The organism is Butyrivibrio sp. XBB1001 (assembly GCF_000424505.1).
Lineage (GTDB): Bacteria > Bacillota > Clostridia > Lachnospirales > Lachnospiraceae > Butyrivibrio.
Genome location: NZ_KE384202.1, coordinates 22770 through 42968, shown reverse-complemented (window position 1 = coordinate 42968; position 20199 = coordinate 22770). Strand labels below are relative to the sequence as shown.

The following is a 20199-nucleotide window of genomic DNA, read 5'->3' as shown; positions in this document are numbered from 1 at the left end:
GTTCTCACGGAAGAAAGCTACACATCAAAGGCAGACTTTCTTGCAAAAGACTATATCCCTGTGTATGAAAAGAACAGTTCAGGAAACTACTTTTTCTCAGGAAAGAGGATACAGAGAGGACTTTACAGGCACTACGATGGTACAATAACAAATGCAGACATAAATGGAGCTGCAAACATCTTAAGGAAAGTATTCCCAAAGGTAAGCCAATGGGATAGGGGTATAGTGGACATGCCCTGTTCTGCAGTGTGCGTAGAGCATCCTGCAGGTTCATGCCGCCATGCGGCATAACAGAAACCCTTTCCGACGTGGAGTCGGTGAGGGTCGTTCATAATAGTTTTCTGGCTTTGAAAGGGATATAGATACAGTGGATGCTAATACAATAGATATTATAGGGAAAAGATCAGATGGAGGATTAGATTTAGTCATTGTAATGGATAAAATGATTGACGATTCTCCGGAAGATCAAGAGATTTTGTTAGATAAAATAGAAAATTACATGGGATATGTTGGTGGAGCAGAGTTTAAAAAGGAATTTCCATCAGTTGTAAAAGACAATGTAAATATCAAGCTTATTATGCCATGTCAGCCAAGTGAAGGATTTGTCTTATGGCTGAAAAAGATAGATTCATGGGTAAAGGATAATGGCATGAATTTTGTTTTTGCAACCAAATGAAAACATCTATGGAATAAAGCTTACGTATTATGGATAAAGAATTGATCAGGGAAATTAGACAAGCGATAAAACAAGGGAATATCGATGCAGTTAAGAGTATTCTAGAAGAAAATCCAGATATGCTTGATGTAGAAACACCTTTTGGAACATGGTTACAAATGGCATCTGCACAGGGAAAAATAGATATAGTTAAGTATTTGCTTGAGCGTGGAATAGATGTGAATAAGTGTACTGGAGTAACTGATGGTGGCGCTATAAAGGATGCTTCGTTTAAGGGACATTTGGATATAGTAAAGTTATTGATTCAAAATGGTGCTGTATTGGATGTAAGCACTGCTGAAAAAAATCCTTTATTTGCTGCAATTTATAATGGACATTTTGATGTTGTAAAACTACTTGTTGAAAATGGTATTGATATAACTGCTGCTTATCCTATTGGAGAACTGGAATCCTGTGATGCTTATGAGTTTGCAAGACAGTATGGCCAGACTAAAATTGCAGATTATTTAACACGCCGTGAGCAAGAAATCCCCCACCTCTATAGGTGGGGGGGATGAATTGCGATAAACACGGCACTTATTATGTTGGCAAAAGAACAAATGTTTGTTATGATTGTATACATGAACAGAGCTGTCAAATACAGAGCATATCCCACAACTGAACAAAGTGTTATGTTTGCCAAGACCTTCGGCTGTTGCCGTAAGATCTATAACCTCATGCTTTCCGATAAGATTGAAAGTTATAAGGCTACAGGTAAGTTTCCAACTGTAACACCTGCCAAATACAAAAAAGATTATCCTTATCTCAAAGAAGTGGATAGTCTTGCTCTTGCAAATAAGCAGATGGATTTACAGGCTGCATTCCGTAATACATTTAGTAAATCCCGTAAAAAGAAGAACGGATTTCCTAAATTCAAGTCTGCCAAGCATAGCCGTAAGTCTTATACTACAAACAATCAGAAAGGTACTGTTGCTATCATAGACAACCAGTACATCAAACTTCCTAAGATTGGTAAGGTAAAAGCTGTTATCCATCGCATCCCTGATGATAGATGGGTTATTAAGTCTGCCACTGTATCACAGGAATCAGATGGTAAATATTACATCTCTGTACTTTTTGAGTTTGAAGATATCGCAAACACTTATGTGGTAGATAAAAACAATGCTATCGGTTTGGACTATGCTTCTGATGGTTTATACGTAGATAATAACGGTAACGTAGGTACTAACCATAAATACTATCGTGAAAGCCATGATAAGCTTGCTAAATCACAACGTAGGCTGTTACGTATGCAAGGCTCTAAAAAGCATGAAATCAAATCCAATAATTATCTAAAGCAACTCCGTAAAGTAAACAAAATACATAGACATATCGCTAATCAGAGATTAGATAATCTGCATAAAATATCTACTGAGATAGCCAATCAGTACGATGTTGTATGCGTAGAATCTCTGAACATGAAGTCTATGTCAAATAAAGGATTTGGTAACGGCAAAGCCACTCTTGATAACGGCTATGGTATGTTCCTATCTATGCTTGAATATAAGCTATCTGACAGAAATAAGTATCTTGTCAAAGTAAATAAGTGGTTCCCGTCATCACAAATTTGTCATTGTTGCGGTACGATACATCCAGAAATGAAGGATTTAGCCATTCGTAAAATGGTATGCGATTGTGGTCTTACGATGAATCGAGACCAAAATGCAGCTATCAATATCTTGAACGAAGGATTACGATTACTGACTGAAGTAGCTTAAAATCAAATATTACAGTAGGGATGGAATTAGCCCGAACTTATACGCCTGTGGACATTGTGTAAGACGTTGAGTTACGTATCATCGTAGCCAATGCAGTAGTGGTTGAAGCAGGAAGCTCCGACTTCAAATACGAATTATTAAGTCGGAGTAGTTCACAAGGTTATAGATACAAAGGCTGTTAAGGAAAGAATAAAATGAAAAATTATTACTGGTTAGTACAGACGAAGAATATGTAACTAGCGTACTTGGAAATCTGGCGTATAACATTTCTGATGAGTATTCGATTGAGGTTATTACTAATATAGATCTGCTATCGTCTATCTTAGGAACAAACAATAAGATAGATGTTTTGCTGATTGAGGAAAAGCTTTTGCCATGGGGTGTTGAGGCTTCTGAAATAAATAAAGTAACTTGATAAATGGAGAGAAAAGGAATGAAATGTGTAAAATGTGAGTGCGAGATGATCCAGGCAGAGCTTACTGGAAACAGTATTTATCCGCTGATCTTGAAGAATAAGAGGAACGGTATACTTGATTCTGAAAAAAGGGCAGATGTTATTTGCAATGTATGCACGGAATGCGGATATATAGAGCTTTATGCCAAGGATCCCCAAAGGCTAAAAGCTTAAGCTTTTAAGATGATCAGTTCCACTGATGGAACTGAAAAAAGTAAAGGAAGGCGTGGAATAGGAGAAGGCGGGTGCGCCTTTGAACATCTAGGGAAAAAGTGCCTGTCACTGTGGAGAAAAGAATGATGGACAAAAATGAATAAAGACAATATCCGGTTTACAAAAAGTATGAGGAAGACTCATACCATATATATGCCTGATATGCTGCACTATCACAACGAACTTCTTAGTGCAGCATTTTCTATAGGCGGCTACAAACTAGCTGTTGTGCCAGAGTACAAGGAATTTCCGGCGGAGATGCTATCACTGGTAAATTCAAGCTATTGCACTTGCGCTATGGATATAATCGGAAATCTGATGACGCACTTAAAAAGCCCTGATACGGATGTTTCGAGGATTGCAATTCTGGAACCTCAGGCTGGAGGCGCCTGCAGAGCAGGTAATTACTACGATCTTATAATACAGTGCCTTAAGAGAAGCGGATATAAGATCCCGGTTCTTTCCCTGAATTTTTCAGGCGCTGAGTCTCACCCTGGCTTTAAGATAAGGCCTATGATGCTCTTTGGCGCTGTGGCAGCAGTGTGCTACGGAGATCTTCTCATGGCTCTTTTTCAGCAGATAAGACCCTACGAGAAGGAAGAGGGTGCCACGAAAAAAGTCTATGACAAGTGGATAAAGGCTCTATCCCAGGATATTTCTTCCTGCCGTAATCTCTTTTTCAGGGAAAAGAAATATCGTGAGATTATAAGTGATTTTCTTAAGATTCCAAGATTTTCCAGAGAGGAAAGACCGCTTAAGAGAGTGGGCATCTGCGGAGAGATCTATATAAAATGCTCGCCAATAGGGAACAGGCACTTGGAAGATTTTTTGCATAAAAATGGCATGGAATCAAGGATGGAAGGCTTTTTGAACTATTGCGTTTACGTAGTTTACACTGAGATGAAGTCTGCGGAGCTAAAGGGCGCTTCCAGAGCATTGCTGAAAGGGTATGAGCTTGTGATGGATTATTTGATCAGGATACAAGCTCAGGTGAGACGAGCTCTTTTACAGAATGGATTTCTATCGGACAGGCTATTTAATGACATGCGTCAGAAGGCTACACCTATATTAAGTGAGTATTACAATATCGGAGATGGCTGGCTTGTATTGGCAGAAGCAATGGATATGATAGAGCAGGGGTATGACAAGATACTTATCGTACACCCTTTTGGATGCCTTGTTAGCCACGTGGCAGAGCGCGGAGCCCTTAAAAAGCTGCGTCAGCTATACCCTATGGCTAACATAAATACAATTGAGTATGACTATGAGCAGTCCCAGACATTAAGGGAGAGCAGGATTATACTTGCTACTTCCTGACTCACAGTATCTTTTTTATCTTAAAGAAGGTAAGACTTCCTACAACGATCAATATGCTTAGTATGATGACTACCGGATAACCCATGCGGGATTCCAGCTCTGGCATGTATTTAAAGTTCATACCATACCAGCCAACTATAAGTGTAAGAGGCATGAAGATGGTTGTTACCACAGTAAGGACTGTCATGATCCTGTTCTGCCTTACATCAAGCTGAGACTGATACAGGTCGTTTAGCTGGATCGTGTAGTCTCTAAGGTGAGTTGCGGAGTCATAGAGCCTGTCCACACGGCTTGAGAACATGTGGAAATATCTCAGGTTGTCTTCCAAAAAGAAACCATTCTCATTTTCTTCCAGCTCCTGTCCAAGATCTAGAAGCTGCTCGTAATGGATACGCAGATCTCTTATATCACCGCGGATATCGTTATTTCGCTCCATGTGAGCTGATTCTGCGTTAGACATGATCTCTTTTTCCAGACTGTCCAGCTCCAGCTCATATTTCTGCATGATCCTGAGGTCGTTGTGAATAATAAGTTCCAAAAAATCATACAAAAAGCGCTCAAGACAAGGCTTTTTCCACTTCTTGTAATGCTGGATCCTCTTAACTAGCCTAAGGGCGGCATCGCTCTCATCTATAAATACAATTCCTGTTTCATCAAGTACAAATGCAAACTTCTGAGGCTCTGCAGATCTTGCTGACTGAGTAGGAATGCAGAAAGTTCCAGTTAACGAATCGTAGTTAACTTCTGCCTTGGTGGTGTAGATTTCTTCTCCGTTTGGATCAAAATCCAGCCCCATATCAAAGTTTTCATTGGTCTCTGCCCACTGAGCCGGGGTAAGGACTGCTACATAAGGCTCTGCAGCATCGTGACACTGCTCGGCACTACATTCTTCAAGTTGGTTTTTTATAAGGAAAAACATGAGGCACCTCCCGAGGAAATATCTTCAGGTGGCAAAATATACTTTTGACACCCTCATCATAATAACATTCACAGTTTGTAATTGAAATAACTAACCGTAAATATTACAATGGTATGGCTGGCTGGAATAGTTAAAAGCCACGGTTATAAAGAGGACAAGTATGGAATATAAAGTTTGTATATGTACTGACAAAGGTACAGTCAAGGAAGTTAATCAGGATTCTGCAATGGTGAAGGTTGCTAATACCAGCGAGCACGGCAGAGTCGTAGTTGGGGTTTTATGCGATGGCATGGGAGGCCTTTCCTGCGGAGAGGTTGCCAGCAGCAAGGCAGTAGAGGCTTTTGAGAACTGGTTTGTATCAGGTCTTCCACAGGCGCTGTCACCGGTTAATGTCACTGAGAAGCTTGATGATAGCGATAGCAGAGGCATTGACATCATGGAAGAGATCAAGAGACAGTGGCTACTTCTGGCTCAGGATATCAACGAAGAACTTCTGGATTACGGCTCTATGAACGGCCTGACACTTGGATCTACTGTTGTGAGCTTTTTTGCCATGGAAAATGAGTTCATTATCATGAATATCGGGGATTCCAGGGCATACCAGTTTACTGAGACCAGGTGTGATCAGCTGACACACGATCAGAGCGTAGTTCAGAATATGTTAGATAGAGGCCTTATAACCCCTCAGGAAGCGGAGAACAGCCCACAGAAGAGTGTCCTTCTGCAGTGCCTTGGTGCATCCGGGAATGTTTATCCCCAGATCGTCACAGGAAGGATTGATGAGCCTACAACTATTTTGCTATGTTGCGATGGCTTGTGGCGCAAGCTAAGAGCTGACGAGGCATGCGGACAACTGCGCCCATCAGTTTGTGCTGACGAGAACACTATGAAGTCAAGGCTCCTTGGCTTTATCGAGACCGTCAAGAGTCGCGGAGAGACTGATAATATCACGGGTGTCCTTATTTGCTGTCAGTAATGGGACATTTATCGCTTTAACGTTGTTTCTTTATTAGAAACAAAATTAAATATTAGTTAGGAAATATTCATGTTAGAAATTGGAAGTTTAGTTGGAGATAAATATAAGGTCCTGAACGTTATTGGCAAGGGCGGTATGAGTACGGTTTACCTTGCCATGAACGAGAAGGCCAACAAGCAGTGGGCTATCAAGGAGGTCCGCAAGGACACATCTACTAATTTTCAGGTAGTCAGACAGAGTCTTATCACAGAGACTAATTTGTTAAAAGAGCTATCGCACCCTTATCTTCCCAGCATTATCGATGTTATTGAGGAGGAAGGGCGCTTTCTTATTGTTATGGACTACATCGAGGGTAATACCCTTGAAAAGGCTCTTAATCTTATGGGTGCTCAGCCTCAGGAATATGTAATAGACTGGGGAATTCAGCTGTGCGATGTTCTTGAATATCTGCATACCAGAAAGCCTCCTATTATCTATAGAGACCTTAAGCCAGGCAACATCATGCTCCGCCCTGATGGAACCATTACTCTTATCGACTTTGGTATTGCCAGAGAGTACAAAGAGAGCCAGGCCGGCGATACATCTTATCTTGGAACCAAGGGATATGCGGCTCCGGAGCAGTTTGGTGGAAGAGGACAGACTGATGCCAGAACAGATATCTATAATCTGGGAGCAACTCTTTATCATCTGGTCACAGGCCACAATCCAAGTGAGCCCCCTTACGAGTTTTATCCCATCAGATACTGGGATCAGCAGTTGTCACCTGGCCTTGAGCAGATCATAACAAGGTGTATTCAGAACAACCCTGCAGACAGATATCAGTCCTGCGCTGAGGTTATGTATGATCTTCAGCATTACAAGGAACTTGACAAAAACTACAAGAAATCAGCCAAGCTGGGAGTATCTCTTTTCCTGGCTACATCGGCTTTGACACTTATATTTGGCGGACTGTCACTGGGATTTCATAATAAGTCTGATACACTTGCTAAACAGAACTATGAGTACTATATAGCAGAGGGCAGAGGAGAAGAGGATGATGCTACATCCTTTGAATACTATGCCAAGGCTATAGAAATGGACCCTGAAAATACAAGAGCTTATGTTGAGATGCTTGATAACCTGATTCTTGCAGATGATGTTTTTACAAGGCAGGAGGATGAAAGAGTTCGAGGGCTTCTTATCAGGGAAACTTCAAATGGCACCATTGGCGAGAGACTAGCCACAAACAAAGAGGGCTATGCTACAGTTGCCTATAGACTTGGAGTTGCTTATTTTTACACCTATGAAGGCGGCAGTAATCCTCAGGCTTCCAAGTGGCTCAAGGTAGCGGCAGATCAGGGCACTTTGTCAGGGAGCCAGCAGCTTAGAGCAGAAAGGCTCAACAAGATTGCTGAGTATCGTATGGTAAGGCCAGGGGATAAGTCTGGTGGGGATTCTGACAAGGATCCTAATGCTGAATTGACTGCAAGCGGAGATCCAAAGGTTAAATACGATGTGATCTGGAGCGACCTTGTGGCTCTTGCAGATGGCAATATTGCTGAGGAAGACAATGCTATCACAGCTATGGTAATTTACAATGAGATTGCTTCTCAGATTGATAATTATTCCAGTAAATTCCTCAAGGCAGGTGTCAAGTACGAAGATATAGTGGCTGAGATGGATGCCATTTTAGTGCATTTGGACGAAGATATCTTGTCTGATCCAAATTGCTCTGACATGGTAAAAGAGAAAGTTAAAAAGACCAAGAGTGCATTTGAGGTTGCAAGAAAGAGTCTTAATATTGCGGCGGGCAAGTAAAGAAGATTTAGGTTATAGGATAAAATGGGAAATATAGAATATTACAAGCTTTTATCAGTGATCATGGGAGTATCAGCGGTGGTAATGTTGATACTTACGCTAATCCTGTGGTTTAAACTTAATATAAAAAGAGATTTTGCGGTCCTTTCAGGAAGTGAGGCCAAGAGGGATATAGAGAAAATCAGAAAAGAGGCCCAGGCTGGTACAGTCCAGGCAGACCTTCGAAAAAAGCGCCAGGGAGCAGCTATTTCCTGGAATACTTCTGAGGGCCTTGATGGTAATGGGGCATTTTCACTATCTGCCAAGCTTCGCGGATTGTCACAGCCTGGTGGTGATCAGACAGTTCTTTTAAATCAAGGGCAGAGTCAGATGGATCCAAATCAGACTGTGCTTCTGGGACAGAGCAGCGCTGATGCTGCGGTATCTTTCGGTGGCGCTTCTGAGGCTACTACAGTACTGGGAGCAGAGACATCAGATGCAACTACAGTACTGGGAGCTGATGTTTCAAATGGAACCACTGTGCTTGGGGCGGCACCTGGGGCGGTTGCACCGTCTGACAGTAAGAAGGATAATAGGAATGAAGCAGCAATCAGTAAGGCAGGCTTTGTGATCGAGAGAGAAGAAAGAACCTGACGGCACTAGAGCAGATGAAAAGTGAGTTTGCGAGGTGAGCTTATGACCAAGAAGAAACTGGCTCTTGAAGTAATTGAAAGGCTAAAAAAAGAATATCCGGATGCGGTATGTACTCTGGCCTACGACAAGGCCTGGCAGCTTCTTGTAAGTGTCCGCCTTGCTGCCCAGTGCACAGATAAGAGAGTAGACATGATAACTCCTCTTCTCTATGAGAAATACCCAACTCTGGAGGCCCTTGCAGATGCGCCGGTTGAGAAGATAGAAGAGATAGTAAGGCCCTGCGGACTTGGCAATTCCAAAGCTCGCGATATATCTGCCTGCATGAAGATGCTAAGAGATGTATACCATGGTGTTGTTCCAGACTCAATGGAAGAACTATTGAAACTTCCTGGAGTTGGCAGAAAGAGCGCCAATCTTGTTCTTGGAGATGTTTATGGCAAGCCAGCCATAGTTACAGATACACATTGCATCAGGCTCTGCAACCTCATAGGTCTTGTTGATAATATCAAGGAACCTGCCAAGGTGGAAAAAGAGCTATGGAAAATTATCCCTCCAGAAGAAGGTAATGCCCTGTGCCACAGATTTGTTACTCATGGCAGGGCAGTGTGCGTGGCAAGAAGGCCAGAGTGTGATAAGTGCTGCCTTAAGGATATTTGTAAATCTGCGAAATTATGAAATATCTAAGCAAATTATGAGATTTTTATTAAGTTGCCATTAAAGAAAACGTGGTTGTATTGACTAGGAATATTTATTCTAGGATAATAAACTAAGGTTATAGGACTGAATCTACGATATATAGTATATAGAGGAAGGTACTGAATGGATACTAATGGACTTAGCGCTGAACAGCAGGCTTTGCTTGCTAGCATAATGGGTAAATCCTCACAGGCCGGTGGCGGAGGTGGTTTCTCTCCATCACAGGTGCCGGGTGCAGGTGGTGCGCCGGCGGCAGCAGCTCCATCAGGAGGCGATTCTGGCAAGATGTTGTCACAGGCAGAGATTGATGCGCTTATTGCGTCAATGGGTAAATAAAGAGTAACTTATGGGGCAAGCATGCGTGCTTGCCCTTTTTATGAAATTGCATTATCATATTATTGAGAACAACTGTGCGATATTACAATATATCTTGCAATAGCAAATAGGAACCAAGGACGCGTTGACAGATGTGAGGTGTGCCTATGTATATAGCAATGCAGTGTGCAGACAGCAATGGAATGCTAAATACCGAAATATGTACCTTTTACGGAATCAGATATGATACCAGGTACAGATCAGCAATTCTTTCAACTGAACATTTGAATCATGACTATGTTATCCCCATGGAGGCAGCAGACTATGAGGATGCTGTTCATCAGATCCTGGCTGCAATGGCATCGGGAGCTCAGATGATAAACCTCGGTGAGAGCATTGTCAGCAGAGGACGAAAGGGTGAGGCCAGACAGGTTCAGCCTCAGAAGCTCGTCATCACCACAAGCTGACGAAATACAGGACCATATATGTGTGTAACTGTAAGCAGACAGAAAGAAAATGTGAACATATTGTGGTCAGATAATTAAATAAAAATGAAATTGTTTTGTCTAGGTTGACAACATGTAGCGTGCTACGTATTATGTAATATGTACTTAGCTACATGTTGTTTTTTTACTTTTTTTACACAAGACCAGTAAGCAAATGGATGCTTGCTTATTTGCCGGTCGTAAGGAGGTGACGATGACTTGTGTAGATAAAGAGGGGAAAGGGTTCTCGAGGGACAAAGAACACGAACCTCTTGGCTTTAAGTTCAGGCTCATCCACGAAGGCTTTGCCAATATGCTGAACAAGCAGCTTCGTGATGAGGATATGACTTTTTCCCAGATGATCCTTGTTTCCTATCTCTGGGAGAATAAAGATAAAAAGGTTACGCAGAAGGACATTTCGCAGGCTCTTCAGATAAAGCACCCTACAACCATAGGTCTTTTAAAGAGGCTTGAGGATAAAGAGATGGTCAAGGTTGTGGTGGATCCTGACAACAGGAAATACCGAAATATAGCCATCACTTCCAAGGGAGAAGAGTTCATCATCAGGAGTAAGGAGCGTAGGAGTGTTAACAACCAGGTTCTTGTGGATGGCCTTAGTGATGAGGAGATCACGCAGCTGAGGTATTTATTGGACAAGGTGATTGATAACATGAATAAGCTGTGAACTTAGCGTAAGCTGTGGATTCTTTGACGAATCTGTTAGAAATTTATAAAGGGAGAATTTTGTTTATATGCTTAGCACATTATTAAAACAGATAAAGCAGTACACACTGCCATCAATAGTTACTCCGATATGTATGATCGGAGAGGTTATATGTGAAATGGTCATTCCAATTCTCATGGCCAGGATTGTAGATAAGGGAATATATGGCAATAACATGGGCGTTATCTATAGCACAGGTGCCCTGATGGTAGTTATAGCTATCTTAGGCCTTTTGGCAGGCCTTGGCGGAGCATACTATGGCTCCATGGCATCAACTGGATTTGCCAAGAATCTGAGAAAGGCAATGTTTGATAATATCCAGACTTTCTCTTTTTCCAACATTGATAAGTTCTCAACTTCCGGACTTGTAACAAGACTTACTACAGATGTTACCAATATCCAGAACGCGTATATGATGACTTTGAGAATGGCTATGAGAGCCCCTGCTTCTCTTGTGATTGCCATGGTTGCAGCCATGATGATCAATGCAAAGGTTGCCAGCATCTACCTGGTAGCAGTTTTGTTCCTCTCAGTTCTTATGGTTTACATTATGAACAAGGCTACCAAGTATTTTAAACAGGTATTTGAGAAGTACGATGAGCTCAATGAGAGTGTTCAGGAGAACGTTTCAGCCATCAGAGTTGTTAAGGCCTATGTCCGTGAGGATTACGAGGATAACAAGTTCAAGAAGGCGGCACTTAACATCTACAACATGTTTGTAAAGGCCGAGATGAACATCGTTTACATAAGTCCTGTCATGACAGGAACAATCTACATCTGCATTCTGCTTGTGAGCTGGGTTGGTGCCCACATGATAGTTGCAGGAAGCCTTACAACAGGCGAACTTATGAGTCTTTTGACTTATTGCATGACTATCCTTATGAACCTGATGATGCTGGGTATGATCTTTGTCATGCTGACCATGGCTTCTGCCAGCGGCAAGCGTATTGCTGAGGTTATCGAGGAGAAGGCATCTATAACCAGTAAGCCAGACGCTATACGTAGTGTTGCAGACGGAAGTATTTCTTTTGAACACGTTGACTTTGCTTACAACCAGACTTCAGAAGAACCTGTGTTAAAAGATATAAATCTTGAGATAAAATCTGGTGAGACCATCGGTATCATAGGTGGAACCGGATCTGCCAAGTCTTCACTTGTTAACCTTATCAGCAGACTCTATGACGTAACAAAGGGAACTGTCAAGGTTGGCGGCGGGGATGTACGTGACTATGATCTGGAAGTCCTAAGAGACCAGGTATCAGTTGTTTTGCAAAAGAATGTCCTCTTTTCAGGAAGTATTCTTGATAACCTCCGTTGGGGTGACAAGAATGCAACAGAAGAAGAGTGTAAGCGCGCCTGCCGCATGGCCTGCGCCGATGAATTTATAGAGAAAATGCCAGAGGGCTATAATACGCAGATTGAGCAGGGCGGAACCAATGTTTCAGGTGGACAGAGACAGAGACTTTGTATTGCCAGAGCCCTTCTTAAAAAGCCCAAGATCCTTATTCTGGATGACTCAACAAGTGCTGTTGATACCAGTACAGATGCCAAGATCAGAAAGGCCTTTGCTGAGGAAATTCCAGGAACAACCAAGCTGATAATTGCCCAGAGAATCAGTTCAGTTCAGGGTTGCGACCGCATTATCGTCATGGAAGATGGTAAGGTTAACGGATTTGGAACTCATGAGGAGCTTCTTCAGAATAATGACATTTACCGCGAGGTTTATGAGTCACAGACTGGAGCAAGCGGTGATGCTGATTTTGATAGTGCGAGCTGAGAGCGTAAGTTCATTGTGCATTTAGAGAGGATAAAGAAATGGCAGAAGTTAAAGAGATAAAAGGCAGAAACGGCGGTAACAGACGCGGAATGCCAAGGCCCAAGGTTGAAAACCCTGGCAAATTATTTAAAAGAATAATGGGATATGTTTTTAAATTCTATCCTATACATATGATAGTTGTTATGGTCTGCATTTTTGTGACAGTATTTTCCAGCGTTCAGGGAACTCTTTTTACAAAGACTCTGATAGATGGTTACATTCAGCCAATGCTTGATGCAAGAATTGCAGATCCTGCAGGCTTTGTTCCTGATTATGGCCCACTTCTTGGCGCTATGGCGAGAGTTGCTGTATTTTATGCACTTGGCATAATTGCTGCATATGTTCAGTCAAGGACTATGATCTTTATAAATCAGGGAACCTTAAAGAGACTTAGAGAAGAGCTCTTTACACATATGGAGAGTCTTCCTATCAAGTACTTTGATACACATGCTCACGGCGATATCATGTCAATCTACACCAATGATATTGATACCTTGAGGCAGATGATCAGCCAGAGTATACCACAGCTTCTTAATTCAGCAATAACGATTGTAAGTGTGCTGGCATCCATGATCGTGTTGAGTATTCCACTTACAGCAGTGACACTTATTATGGTTGGGGTAATGCTGTTTTGCTCAGCCAAGGCTACCAAGGCATCTGGCAAGAACTTCGTAGCTCAGCAGAAGAACATCGGTGCTCTTAATGGCTACATCGAGGAGATGATGACAGGCCAGAAGGTTGTTAAGGTCTTTAACCACGAGCAGGAGAGTATTGAGCAGTTTGATAAGCTCAACGAAGAGCTTTGCGAGAGCGCATTTAAGGCTAATGCTTATTCAGGCGCTCTTGGCCCTATAAATGCCCAGCTTGGTAATACCAGCTATGTTATCTGCGCAATGATTGGTGGCGCAATAGCTCTTTCTAACAGCGTTGCTGTAGGATTTACAGTAGGTGCACTTGCTTCCTTCCTTACATTTAATAAGAGTTTTAGTATGCCTATCAACCAGGTCAGCATGCAGTTTAACTCAATCATCATGGCTCTTGCCGGAGCTGAGCGTATCTTCAAGCTTCTTGATGAGCAGCCAGAAACTGATGATGGCTACGTTATGCTTGTTGATGCTGAGGAAAAGAATGGTCAGGTTGTTGAGGCAGATCATCACACAGGACACTGGGCTTGGAAGCATTATCACAAGGCAACTGATACAACAACTTATCAGCCTATGGAGGGTGATGTTACCTTTAATGGCGTAGACTTTGGATATACAGATGAAAAGATGGTTCTGCATGACATTGTACTTCATGCTCTTCCAGGTCAGAAGATTGCTTTTGTTGGCTCAACTGGCGCAGGTAAGACCACCATCACCAATCTTATCAACAGATTCTATGATATCCAGGATGGTAAGATCAGATACGACAACATCAATATCAACAAGATCAAGAAGGCAGATCTTAGAAGGTCTCTTGGTATTGTTCTTCAGGATACACATCTTTTTACAGGAACTGTTCGTGACAATATCCGCTATGGTAAGCTGGGAGCCACAGATGAAGAGGTTATTGCAGCAGCCAAGCTGGCAAATGCACACAGCTTTATAAAAAGGCTTCCTGAAGGGTACGACACAATGCTCACTGGAGATGGAGCAAACCTTTCCCAGGGCCAGAGACAGCTCCTTGCTATTGCAAGAGCAGCTATCGCTGATCCGCCAGTTCTGATCCTTGATGAGGCTACATCTTCAATCGATACCAGAACAGAGAAGATTGTTCAGGATGGTATGGACAAGCTGATGAAGGGCAGAACCACATTTGTCATTGCCCACAGGCTTTCAACAGTCCGTAACAGTGACTGCATCATAGTCCTTGAGCAGGGCAGGATCGTTGAGCAGGGAACTCACGATGAACTTATCGCCAAGAAACAGAGATACTACCATCTGTACACTGGCATGAAGGAAGAATCAGTAACTGCATAATCTAAATTATAGTTAAAAAGAGTCAATGAAACGTTATACATTGACTCTTTTTCAATGGTACAATATATTTATGTTGATAATCATTAAGGAGGACAAATTGTATGAAAAGAATGTTTTCTGTTAAGACTATTGTAGCTACTGGTATTGGCGCAGCTCTTTTCTTCGTTTTAGGAAGATTTGTTGCAATCCCAAGTCCTGTGCCTAATACTAATATCTCTATCCAGTATGGTCTTCTTGCTTTTATCGCAGGAGTATTCGGACCTATCGCTGGAGCATTGGCAGGACTTATCGGCCACTTCTTCATTGACTTTAGCTACGGCTGGGGAATCTGGTGGAGCTGGGTTATTGCATCAGCAGTGTTCGGATGCCTTATGGGTCTTGTAATGTTCAGACTCAAGATTGATGAGGGCGAGTTTGGTCTTAAGGGCATTATTATTTTCAATATTGGCCAGATAGTTTCTCATCTTGTAGCCTGGGTAGTTGTAGCCCCTGTTCTTGATATCCTCATGTATCAGGAGCCAGCCAACAAGGTATTTTTACAGGGACTTACTGGAGCAGGTATCAATATAATTACAACAGCGGTAGTTGGAACCCTTGTATGTATCGCATATTCCAAGGCTATTCCCAAGAAGGGCAGCCTTACAGAAGAAGACTAATTTATGAATGATGTTATTATAGAGTTTAAAAATTTAGGATTTCAGTATAGAGCGCAGGCATCCCCTACGCTCTATGACATTAATCTGAAAATAAGAAAGGGAGAGAAGGTTCTGATCGCAGGCCCGTCGGGATGTGGCAAGTCCACCATGGCAAGTCTCATGAATGGTCTTATTCCTTTTTCGTACAAGGGCGAGATCACTGGATCTTTGCTGATCGGAGGAAAAGAGTCCAGGGACATGTCTTTGTTTGACATTTCCCATGTGGTAGGAACTGTGCTTCAGGACAGTGATGCACAGTTTGTTGGCATGACTGTAGCTGAGGATTTGGCTTTTGCTCTTGAAAATGACTGTGTTGACCAGGAACAGATGAAGGACAGAGTCCATGAGGTTGCCAGGATTCTTGACCTTGATAAGGTATTGCGGCATGCTCCTTCTGAGCTGTCAGGCGGCCAGAAGCAGAGAGTTTCTGTCGGCGGAGTTATGGCAAGCGATGTATCACTTTTTTTGTTTGATGAGCCTCTTGCTAATCTTGACCCCAAAACCGGCAAGTCAGCAATTGAGCTTATTGACAAGCTTCAAAAGAGTACAGGAGCAGCCGTTGTCATAATTGAGCACCGCCTTGAGGATGTGCTCCACAGGCATGTGGACAGGGTTGTTCTTATGAGTGATGGCCGTATTGTTTCAGATACGACGCCAGATGAGCTTTTATCAGCATCTACTCTTAGCGTGTGCGGGGTAAGAGAGCCATTGTATCTCACAGCCCTCAAGTATTCCAAGGTGTCTGTGACAGCAGCTATGCACCCTGCAAGCCTTCCTGATCTTGTTCTTTCTGAAGATGACAAGGCCAAGGTGCGGGCTTTTTATACTGAGAATAAGGGAAAAGAAAAAGCGGCTTTGGGCGAAGAGCTTTTAAGGGTGGAAGACTTATCTTTTACCTACGAAAAGACCAACAAGAAGACGCTTAATGATATTTCCGTTTCGATAAATAAGGGCGAGATGGTGGCCATTGTCGGAACTAATGGCGCCGGAAAGTCCACGTTTTCCAAGGTTATCTGCGGCATGGAAAAAGAGGACTGCGGAAGGATAATCTTTAATGGGCAGGATTTTACAGCTCTTTCGATCAAGGAGAGAGCTGAGCATGTGGGCTATGTCATGCAGAATCCTAATCAGATGATCTCTAAGGTCATGATCTTTGATGAGGTTGCTTTTGGACTCAGGCTTCGCGGCGTTCCCGAGGATGAAGTCAGGGAGCGTGTTGAGAAGGCTCTCAAGGTCTGCGGCCTTTATAAGATGCGTAAGTGGCCTATTTCTGCTCTTAGCTATGGCCAGAAAAAGAGAGTTACGATCTGCTCTATTCTTGTTCTGGAGCCAGAACTTATGATACTTGATGAGCCCACAGCGGGGCAGGATTACAGAAATTATACAAGGATCATGGAGTTTTTAAAGAGCCTTAATGCCCAGGGAATCACTATTGTCATGATCACACACGATATGCATCTTATGCTGGAATATGCGGACAGGAGTATTGTCTTTTCCGATGGACGAATAATTGCAGACAAGAGCTGCGCTCAGGTTCTGACTGATAGGGAAATTGTTGACAGGGCAAGCCTCAAGGAAACAAGCCTTTATCAACTGGCTGGAGACTGCGGCATTTTAGATGGCACGGGATTTGTCCAGAGCTTTATCGATTACGAGAGGAAAGAACGAGACATTCATGAATAATCTTTTTAACTATATTGAGAAACAATCACCTATACACGGACTTACTGGAGCAACAAAGCTGGTATGTCTTCTGCTGTGGAGCTTTGCAGCTATGACAACCTATGACACCAGGCTTTTACTCTTTCTTGCAGTGTTTAGTATAATTCTTTTCCCTGTTGGCAAGATCAGGGTTAGGGATGTGTCCTTTATGCTGTGGTTTACTCTGGTTTTTCTTGTTTTAAATACGGTGATGGTCTACGTTTTCTCTCCAAGACATGGATGTGATCTTTACGGCTCTACTACCTTTTTGTTTGGGCTCTCCGGCCACTTTGCGCCTACTGCGGAGCAGCTCTTTTACCAGTTTAACTATATTTTGAAGTATTTTGCCACAATTCCTTTTGTTCTTTTGTTTGTCTGCACTACAAACCCCAGTGAATTTGCGGCTTCCCTTAACAAGATTGGTGTCAGCTATTCGATTTCTTATTCTGTAGCCCTGGCCCTTCGCTACATTCCTGACATTCAGAAGCAGTACCACGAGATCAGCCAGGCATCTCAGGCAAGAGGCGTTGAGCTTAGCAAGAAAGCTTCGCTCATCAGCAGACTTAAGTCCGCTTCAGCAATTCTGATTCCTCTTATCCTCAGCAGCATGGATAGGATCGACATCATCTCTAATGCCATGGAGCTTAGATGCTTTGGCAAGAACAAGAAGAGAACCTGGTATATGGCCCAGAAATTCAAGGCTTTGGATTACATTAGTATCATTGTCTGCGTCTTGATCCTAGCAGCATCTATTGCTCTTTCTTTTGTCAACGGCAGTAGATTCTATAATCCTTTTAATTGAGGACGATGATTGATGCACAGGAAACTTCTGTTAAAAAGAAACAAATGCCCCGTTGACTCAAAGGGCCCATGCTGATATATTTATGGTGCACTGTATCAGAAATAGTTCTGAACGGTAGCTCACATAATAAGGAGAATTGAATATGGATAACACATCAATGCTTGGCCGCAAGACTAATGAGGAGTCAGTCGGACTTAGCAGCAAAACTCGTTACATGGTGGAGACTGCCCTTATGATCGCAATCGTACTGATCATGGGTAATACTGTTCTTGGAACAATTCCTACACCATTTCTTAAGATTTCTATCGTTACTGTTCCAGTTGCTCTGGCAGCAATGCTCATCGGTCCTTATGCAGGAATCATCTGCGGAATCGTATTTGGACTAAACAGCTTTGCTGGCGCTTTTACAGGAGCAAGCGGAATGCTTTCAACACTTTTCACAATCAGTCCAATTGGAGTATTTGTAACTGCTGTAGTTGCAAGATTTTTAGATGCTACTGTAGTTAGCTTTTTATTCAAGGCTCTTCACAGAGGCAAGTTAAAGCAGGCTTCTTACTACATTTGCGGAGCTTTGATGCCTCTTTTCAACACAGTATTTTTCATGGGCTCACTTTGCCTCTTTTTCTATAACACAGATTATGTGCAGGGACTTGTAGCAAAATACGATGCTCATGGCCCATTTGCTTTTGTTGTTGCCATGGTTGGCGTTCAGGCTACAGTTGAAGCCCTTATCGGATGCCTTCTGGCAGGAACTCTTGGAGTAATTCTTTCAAAAGTTTTAAAAAGAGCATAAATATTTTTGCAACCTGCAAATTTGGCTGATCAGAACGTGCAGAGCTGTTACTAAATAGTTAGTTGTAACAAGAGGGGAAATGCGGTTTTTTTGAGGGAGAAAGTTTAGATTTACGATAATATTCTGATGCGTAGAATTGCGAAAATGGTGGCAACTATTAAGTGATTTTATATCAGAAAACGTCAGAAGATTATTTGACGCTTATAAAAAGGTTATGTGATGAGTAGGATACTTACAGTTGATATAGGAAATTCAAATATTGTGGTGGGCTTTTTTGATGGCGAGCAGCTTGAGTTTACTGGAAGAATTGTGACCAAGAGAGATTACACTACAGAAAAAATTGTAAGTGAGATTTCTGCGCTGCTGAGTGATTGGCAGAGCAATGACAAGGCATCTACTGCTCTTGGAACTTCATATGATGGCGCAATTCTTGCCTCTGTAGTTCCTGAGATCACAGATAAAACCTTGGATGCATTAGAAAAGATAATAGGAAAAAGGCCTCTATTAGTGGGGCCTTTTCTGCGTACAGGAGTTGATATTTCCAGATACAAAGAAGGCGCCATCGGAATGGATAGAATTGTAGATGTGGCCGCCGCTGTATCTCTGTACGGCTCACCTGTCATGGTCTGCGACCTAGGAACCTGCACCACTATTACCGTGGCTGATAGCTGTTCAGAAGATGCAGAAGAACAAGCATGCAGGGATTTGACCAATTCTGTGGAAAAAGAAGAAAAATATAGTGGCAGAATCATAGGCGGAATGATATGCCCAGGAGTCCAATTATCTTTGGATGCAGAAGCTACGCACACTTCCCAGTTACCACAACTTAGTGCCTACGAAGTTGATTCACTGCTGGGCCTTGATACTGCATCTAATATGATGAGCGGCGTAGTTGCAGGCACAGGCATGATGATTGCTGAACTGGCAAGGCGACTGGTCCATGGCGTTTCTTCTAATGCGACATCTGGCAAGATTTCTAGTAAGACTTCCAGCAAGATTTCTTGCAAAAATGAAAGCATTGCCGAGATTGCTCCGGCAGACGTTATGGAGAGCAGGCCAGCCATGAAAGTTGTAGTTACAGGAGGCCTTGGCAAGCTTGTTGTTCCCTGGATTTGTTCTAATGGAGTGCCAGCATTAGAATGCGCATCAGATGTAAAAAATGATTTTGAAGTTTATTATGAGCCGGATTTGTTACTACATGGGCTTAGATATATCTATTGCTTGAATTGTGGAAAATGAAGTCATGCAAGATAAGAAAAATGTTAGGTTATGCATGAAAGAGCCGGGTTCAAGTCATGCAAGATAAGAAAAATGTCAGGTTATGCATGACAGAGCCGGGAATAAGTCATGCAAGATAAGAAAAATGTCAGGTTATGCATGACAGAGCCGGACTCAAATCATGCAAAAATAAGAAAAAACAAGAATTTGCATTACAGATGAGGACTTCAGTGATGCAAAACAATAGAAAG

Annotated in this window: 20 protein-coding genes and 1 pseudogene; 20 read left to right on the top strand and 1 reads right to left on the bottom strand. The window is 42.4% G+C overall.

Going from position 1 to position 20199, the window contains the following annotated elements; genetic code table 11:
- The 6 genes and pseudogenes from G631_RS21255 to G631_RS0117435 form a co-directional block, all read left to right on the top strand.
- Positions 1 to 291, top strand: a pseudogene (locus G631_RS21255) (RNA-guided endonuclease InsQ/TnpB family protein); the annotation flags it as partial.
- Positions 292 to 367: 76 nt separating this feature from the next.
- A complete protein-coding gene (locus G631_RS0117455) occupies positions 368 to 676 on the top strand; it encodes a DUF6572 domain-containing protein (RefSeq protein WP_026490536.1) in 309 nt (102 codons plus the stop codon).
- Between the two features lie 29 nt (positions 677 to 705).
- Positions 706 to 1233 carry an ankyrin repeat domain-containing protein gene (locus G631_RS0117450; RefSeq protein ID WP_026490535.1) on the top strand — a complete coding sequence of 176 codons (528 nt, stop codon included), beginning with the start codon at positions 706 to 708 and terminating at the stop codon, positions 1231 to 1233.
- 24 nt (positions 1234 to 1257) lie between these two features.
- Positions 1258 to 2433: a transposase gene (locus G631_RS0117445; protein ID WP_242829118.1), complete on the top strand. Its 1176-nt coding sequence runs from the start codon at positions 1258 to 1260 to the stop codon at positions 2431 to 2433.
- A gap of 433 nt (positions 2434 to 2866) precedes the next feature.
- Positions 2867 to 3061: a hypothetical protein gene (locus tag G631_RS0117440; RefSeq protein ID WP_026490533.1), complete on the top strand. Its 195-nt coding sequence runs from the start codon at positions 2867 to 2869 to the stop codon at positions 3059 to 3061.
- Positions 3062 to 3196: 135 nt separating this feature from the next.
- Positions 3197 to 4417, top strand: a complete 1221-nt coding sequence (locus tag G631_RS0117435) for a hypothetical protein (protein ID WP_026490532.1) — start codon at positions 3197 to 3199, stop codon at positions 4415 to 4417.
- A 1-nt stretch (position 4418) separates the two neighbouring features.
- On the opposite strand, the gene G631_RS0117430 is transcribed toward G631_RS0117435, so the two are convergent.
- Complete coding sequence (locus G631_RS0117430; RefSeq protein ID WP_026490531.1) at positions 4419 to 5336, bottom strand: magnesium transporter CorA family protein; 918 nt, start codon at positions 5334 to 5336, stop codon at positions 4419 to 4421.
- Positions 5337 to 5496: 160 nt separating this feature from the next.
- Here G631_RS0117430 and G631_RS19740 point away from each other — a divergent pair, with 160 nt between their 5' ends.
- The 14 genes from G631_RS19740 (at position 5497) to G631_RS0117360 (ending at position 19969) form a co-directional block, all read left to right on the top strand.
- A complete protein-coding gene (locus tag G631_RS19740) occupies positions 5497 to 6312 on the top strand; it encodes a PP2C family protein-serine/threonine phosphatase (RefSeq protein WP_051197365.1) in 816 nt (271 codons plus the stop codon).
- A gap of 69 nt (positions 6313 to 6381) precedes the next feature.
- The gene (locus G631_RS0117420; RefSeq protein WP_026490530.1) at positions 6382 to 8109 is read left to right on the top strand and encodes a serine/threonine-protein kinase; all 1728 of its coding nucleotides are present in this window, start codon (positions 6382 to 6384) and stop codon (positions 8107 to 8109) included.
- Between the two features lie 24 nt (positions 8110 to 8133).
- Positions 8134 to 8742 carry a hypothetical protein gene (locus G631_RS0117415; protein ID WP_026490529.1) on the top strand — a complete coding sequence of 203 codons (609 nt, stop codon included), beginning with the start codon at positions 8134 to 8136 and terminating at the stop codon, positions 8740 to 8742.
- A gap of 42 nt (positions 8743 to 8784) precedes the next feature.
- Complete coding sequence (locus G631_RS0117410) at positions 8785 to 9417, top strand: endonuclease III domain-containing protein (protein WP_026490528.1); 633 nt, start codon at positions 8785 to 8787, stop codon at positions 9415 to 9417.
- Positions 9418 to 9561: 144 nt separating this feature from the next.
- Entirely contained in the window at positions 9562 to 9774 is a 213-nt protein-coding gene (locus tag G631_RS0117405) for a hypothetical protein (protein ID WP_026490527.1), read from the top strand.
- 146 nt (positions 9775 to 9920) lie between these two features.
- Entirely contained in the window at positions 9921 to 10220 is a 300-nt protein-coding gene (locus G631_RS0117400) for a hypothetical protein (protein WP_026490526.1), read from the top strand.
- Positions 10221 to 10452: 232 nt separating this feature from the next.
- Positions 10453 to 10923, top strand: coding sequence for a MarR family winged helix-turn-helix transcriptional regulator (locus tag G631_RS0117395; protein WP_026490525.1), 471 nt, complete (start codon positions 10453 to 10455; stop codon positions 10921 to 10923).
- A 67-nt stretch (positions 10924 to 10990) separates the two neighbouring features.
- On the top strand, positions 10991 to 12739 hold the full coding sequence (locus G631_RS0117390; protein WP_026490524.1) for an ABC transporter ATP-binding protein: 1749 nt from the start codon (positions 10991 to 10993) through the stop codon (positions 12737 to 12739).
- 38 nt (positions 12740 to 12777) lie between these two features.
- Positions 12778 to 14739 (top strand): ABC transporter ATP-binding protein, encoded by a 1962-nt coding sequence (locus G631_RS0117385; RefSeq protein WP_035790046.1) that lies wholly within the window; start codon positions 12778 to 12780, stop codon positions 14737 to 14739.
- A gap of 101 nt (positions 14740 to 14840) precedes the next feature.
- Positions 14841 to 15395 carry an ECF-type riboflavin transporter substrate-binding protein gene (locus G631_RS0117380; RefSeq protein WP_026490522.1) on the top strand — a complete coding sequence of 185 codons (555 nt, stop codon included), beginning with the start codon at positions 14841 to 14843 and terminating at the stop codon, positions 15393 to 15395.
- Between the two features lie 3 nt (positions 15396 to 15398).
- Positions 15399 to 17117 carry an ABC transporter ATP-binding protein gene (locus G631_RS0117375; RefSeq protein WP_026490521.1) on the top strand — a complete coding sequence of 573 codons (1719 nt, stop codon included), beginning with the start codon at positions 15399 to 15401 and terminating at the stop codon, positions 17115 to 17117.
- Positions 17110 to 17937: an energy-coupling factor transporter transmembrane component T family protein gene (locus G631_RS0117370; protein WP_026490520.1), complete on the top strand. Its 828-nt coding sequence runs from the start codon at positions 17110 to 17112 to the stop codon at positions 17935 to 17937. Before G631_RS0117375 ends, G631_RS0117370 begins: the two co-directional genes overlap by 8 nt.
- Before the next feature lie 142 nt (positions 17938 to 18079).
- Positions 18080 to 18730, top strand: coding sequence for an ECF transporter S component (locus G631_RS0117365; protein ID WP_051197364.1), 651 nt, complete (start codon positions 18080 to 18082; stop codon positions 18728 to 18730).
- Positions 18731 to 18949: 219 nt separating this feature from the next.
- Positions 18950 to 19969, top strand: a complete 1020-nt coding sequence (locus G631_RS0117360; RefSeq protein ID WP_026490518.1) for a type III pantothenate kinase — start codon at positions 18950 to 18952, stop codon at positions 19967 to 19969.
- The last annotated feature ends 230 nt before the right edge of the window (positions 19970 to 20199 follow it).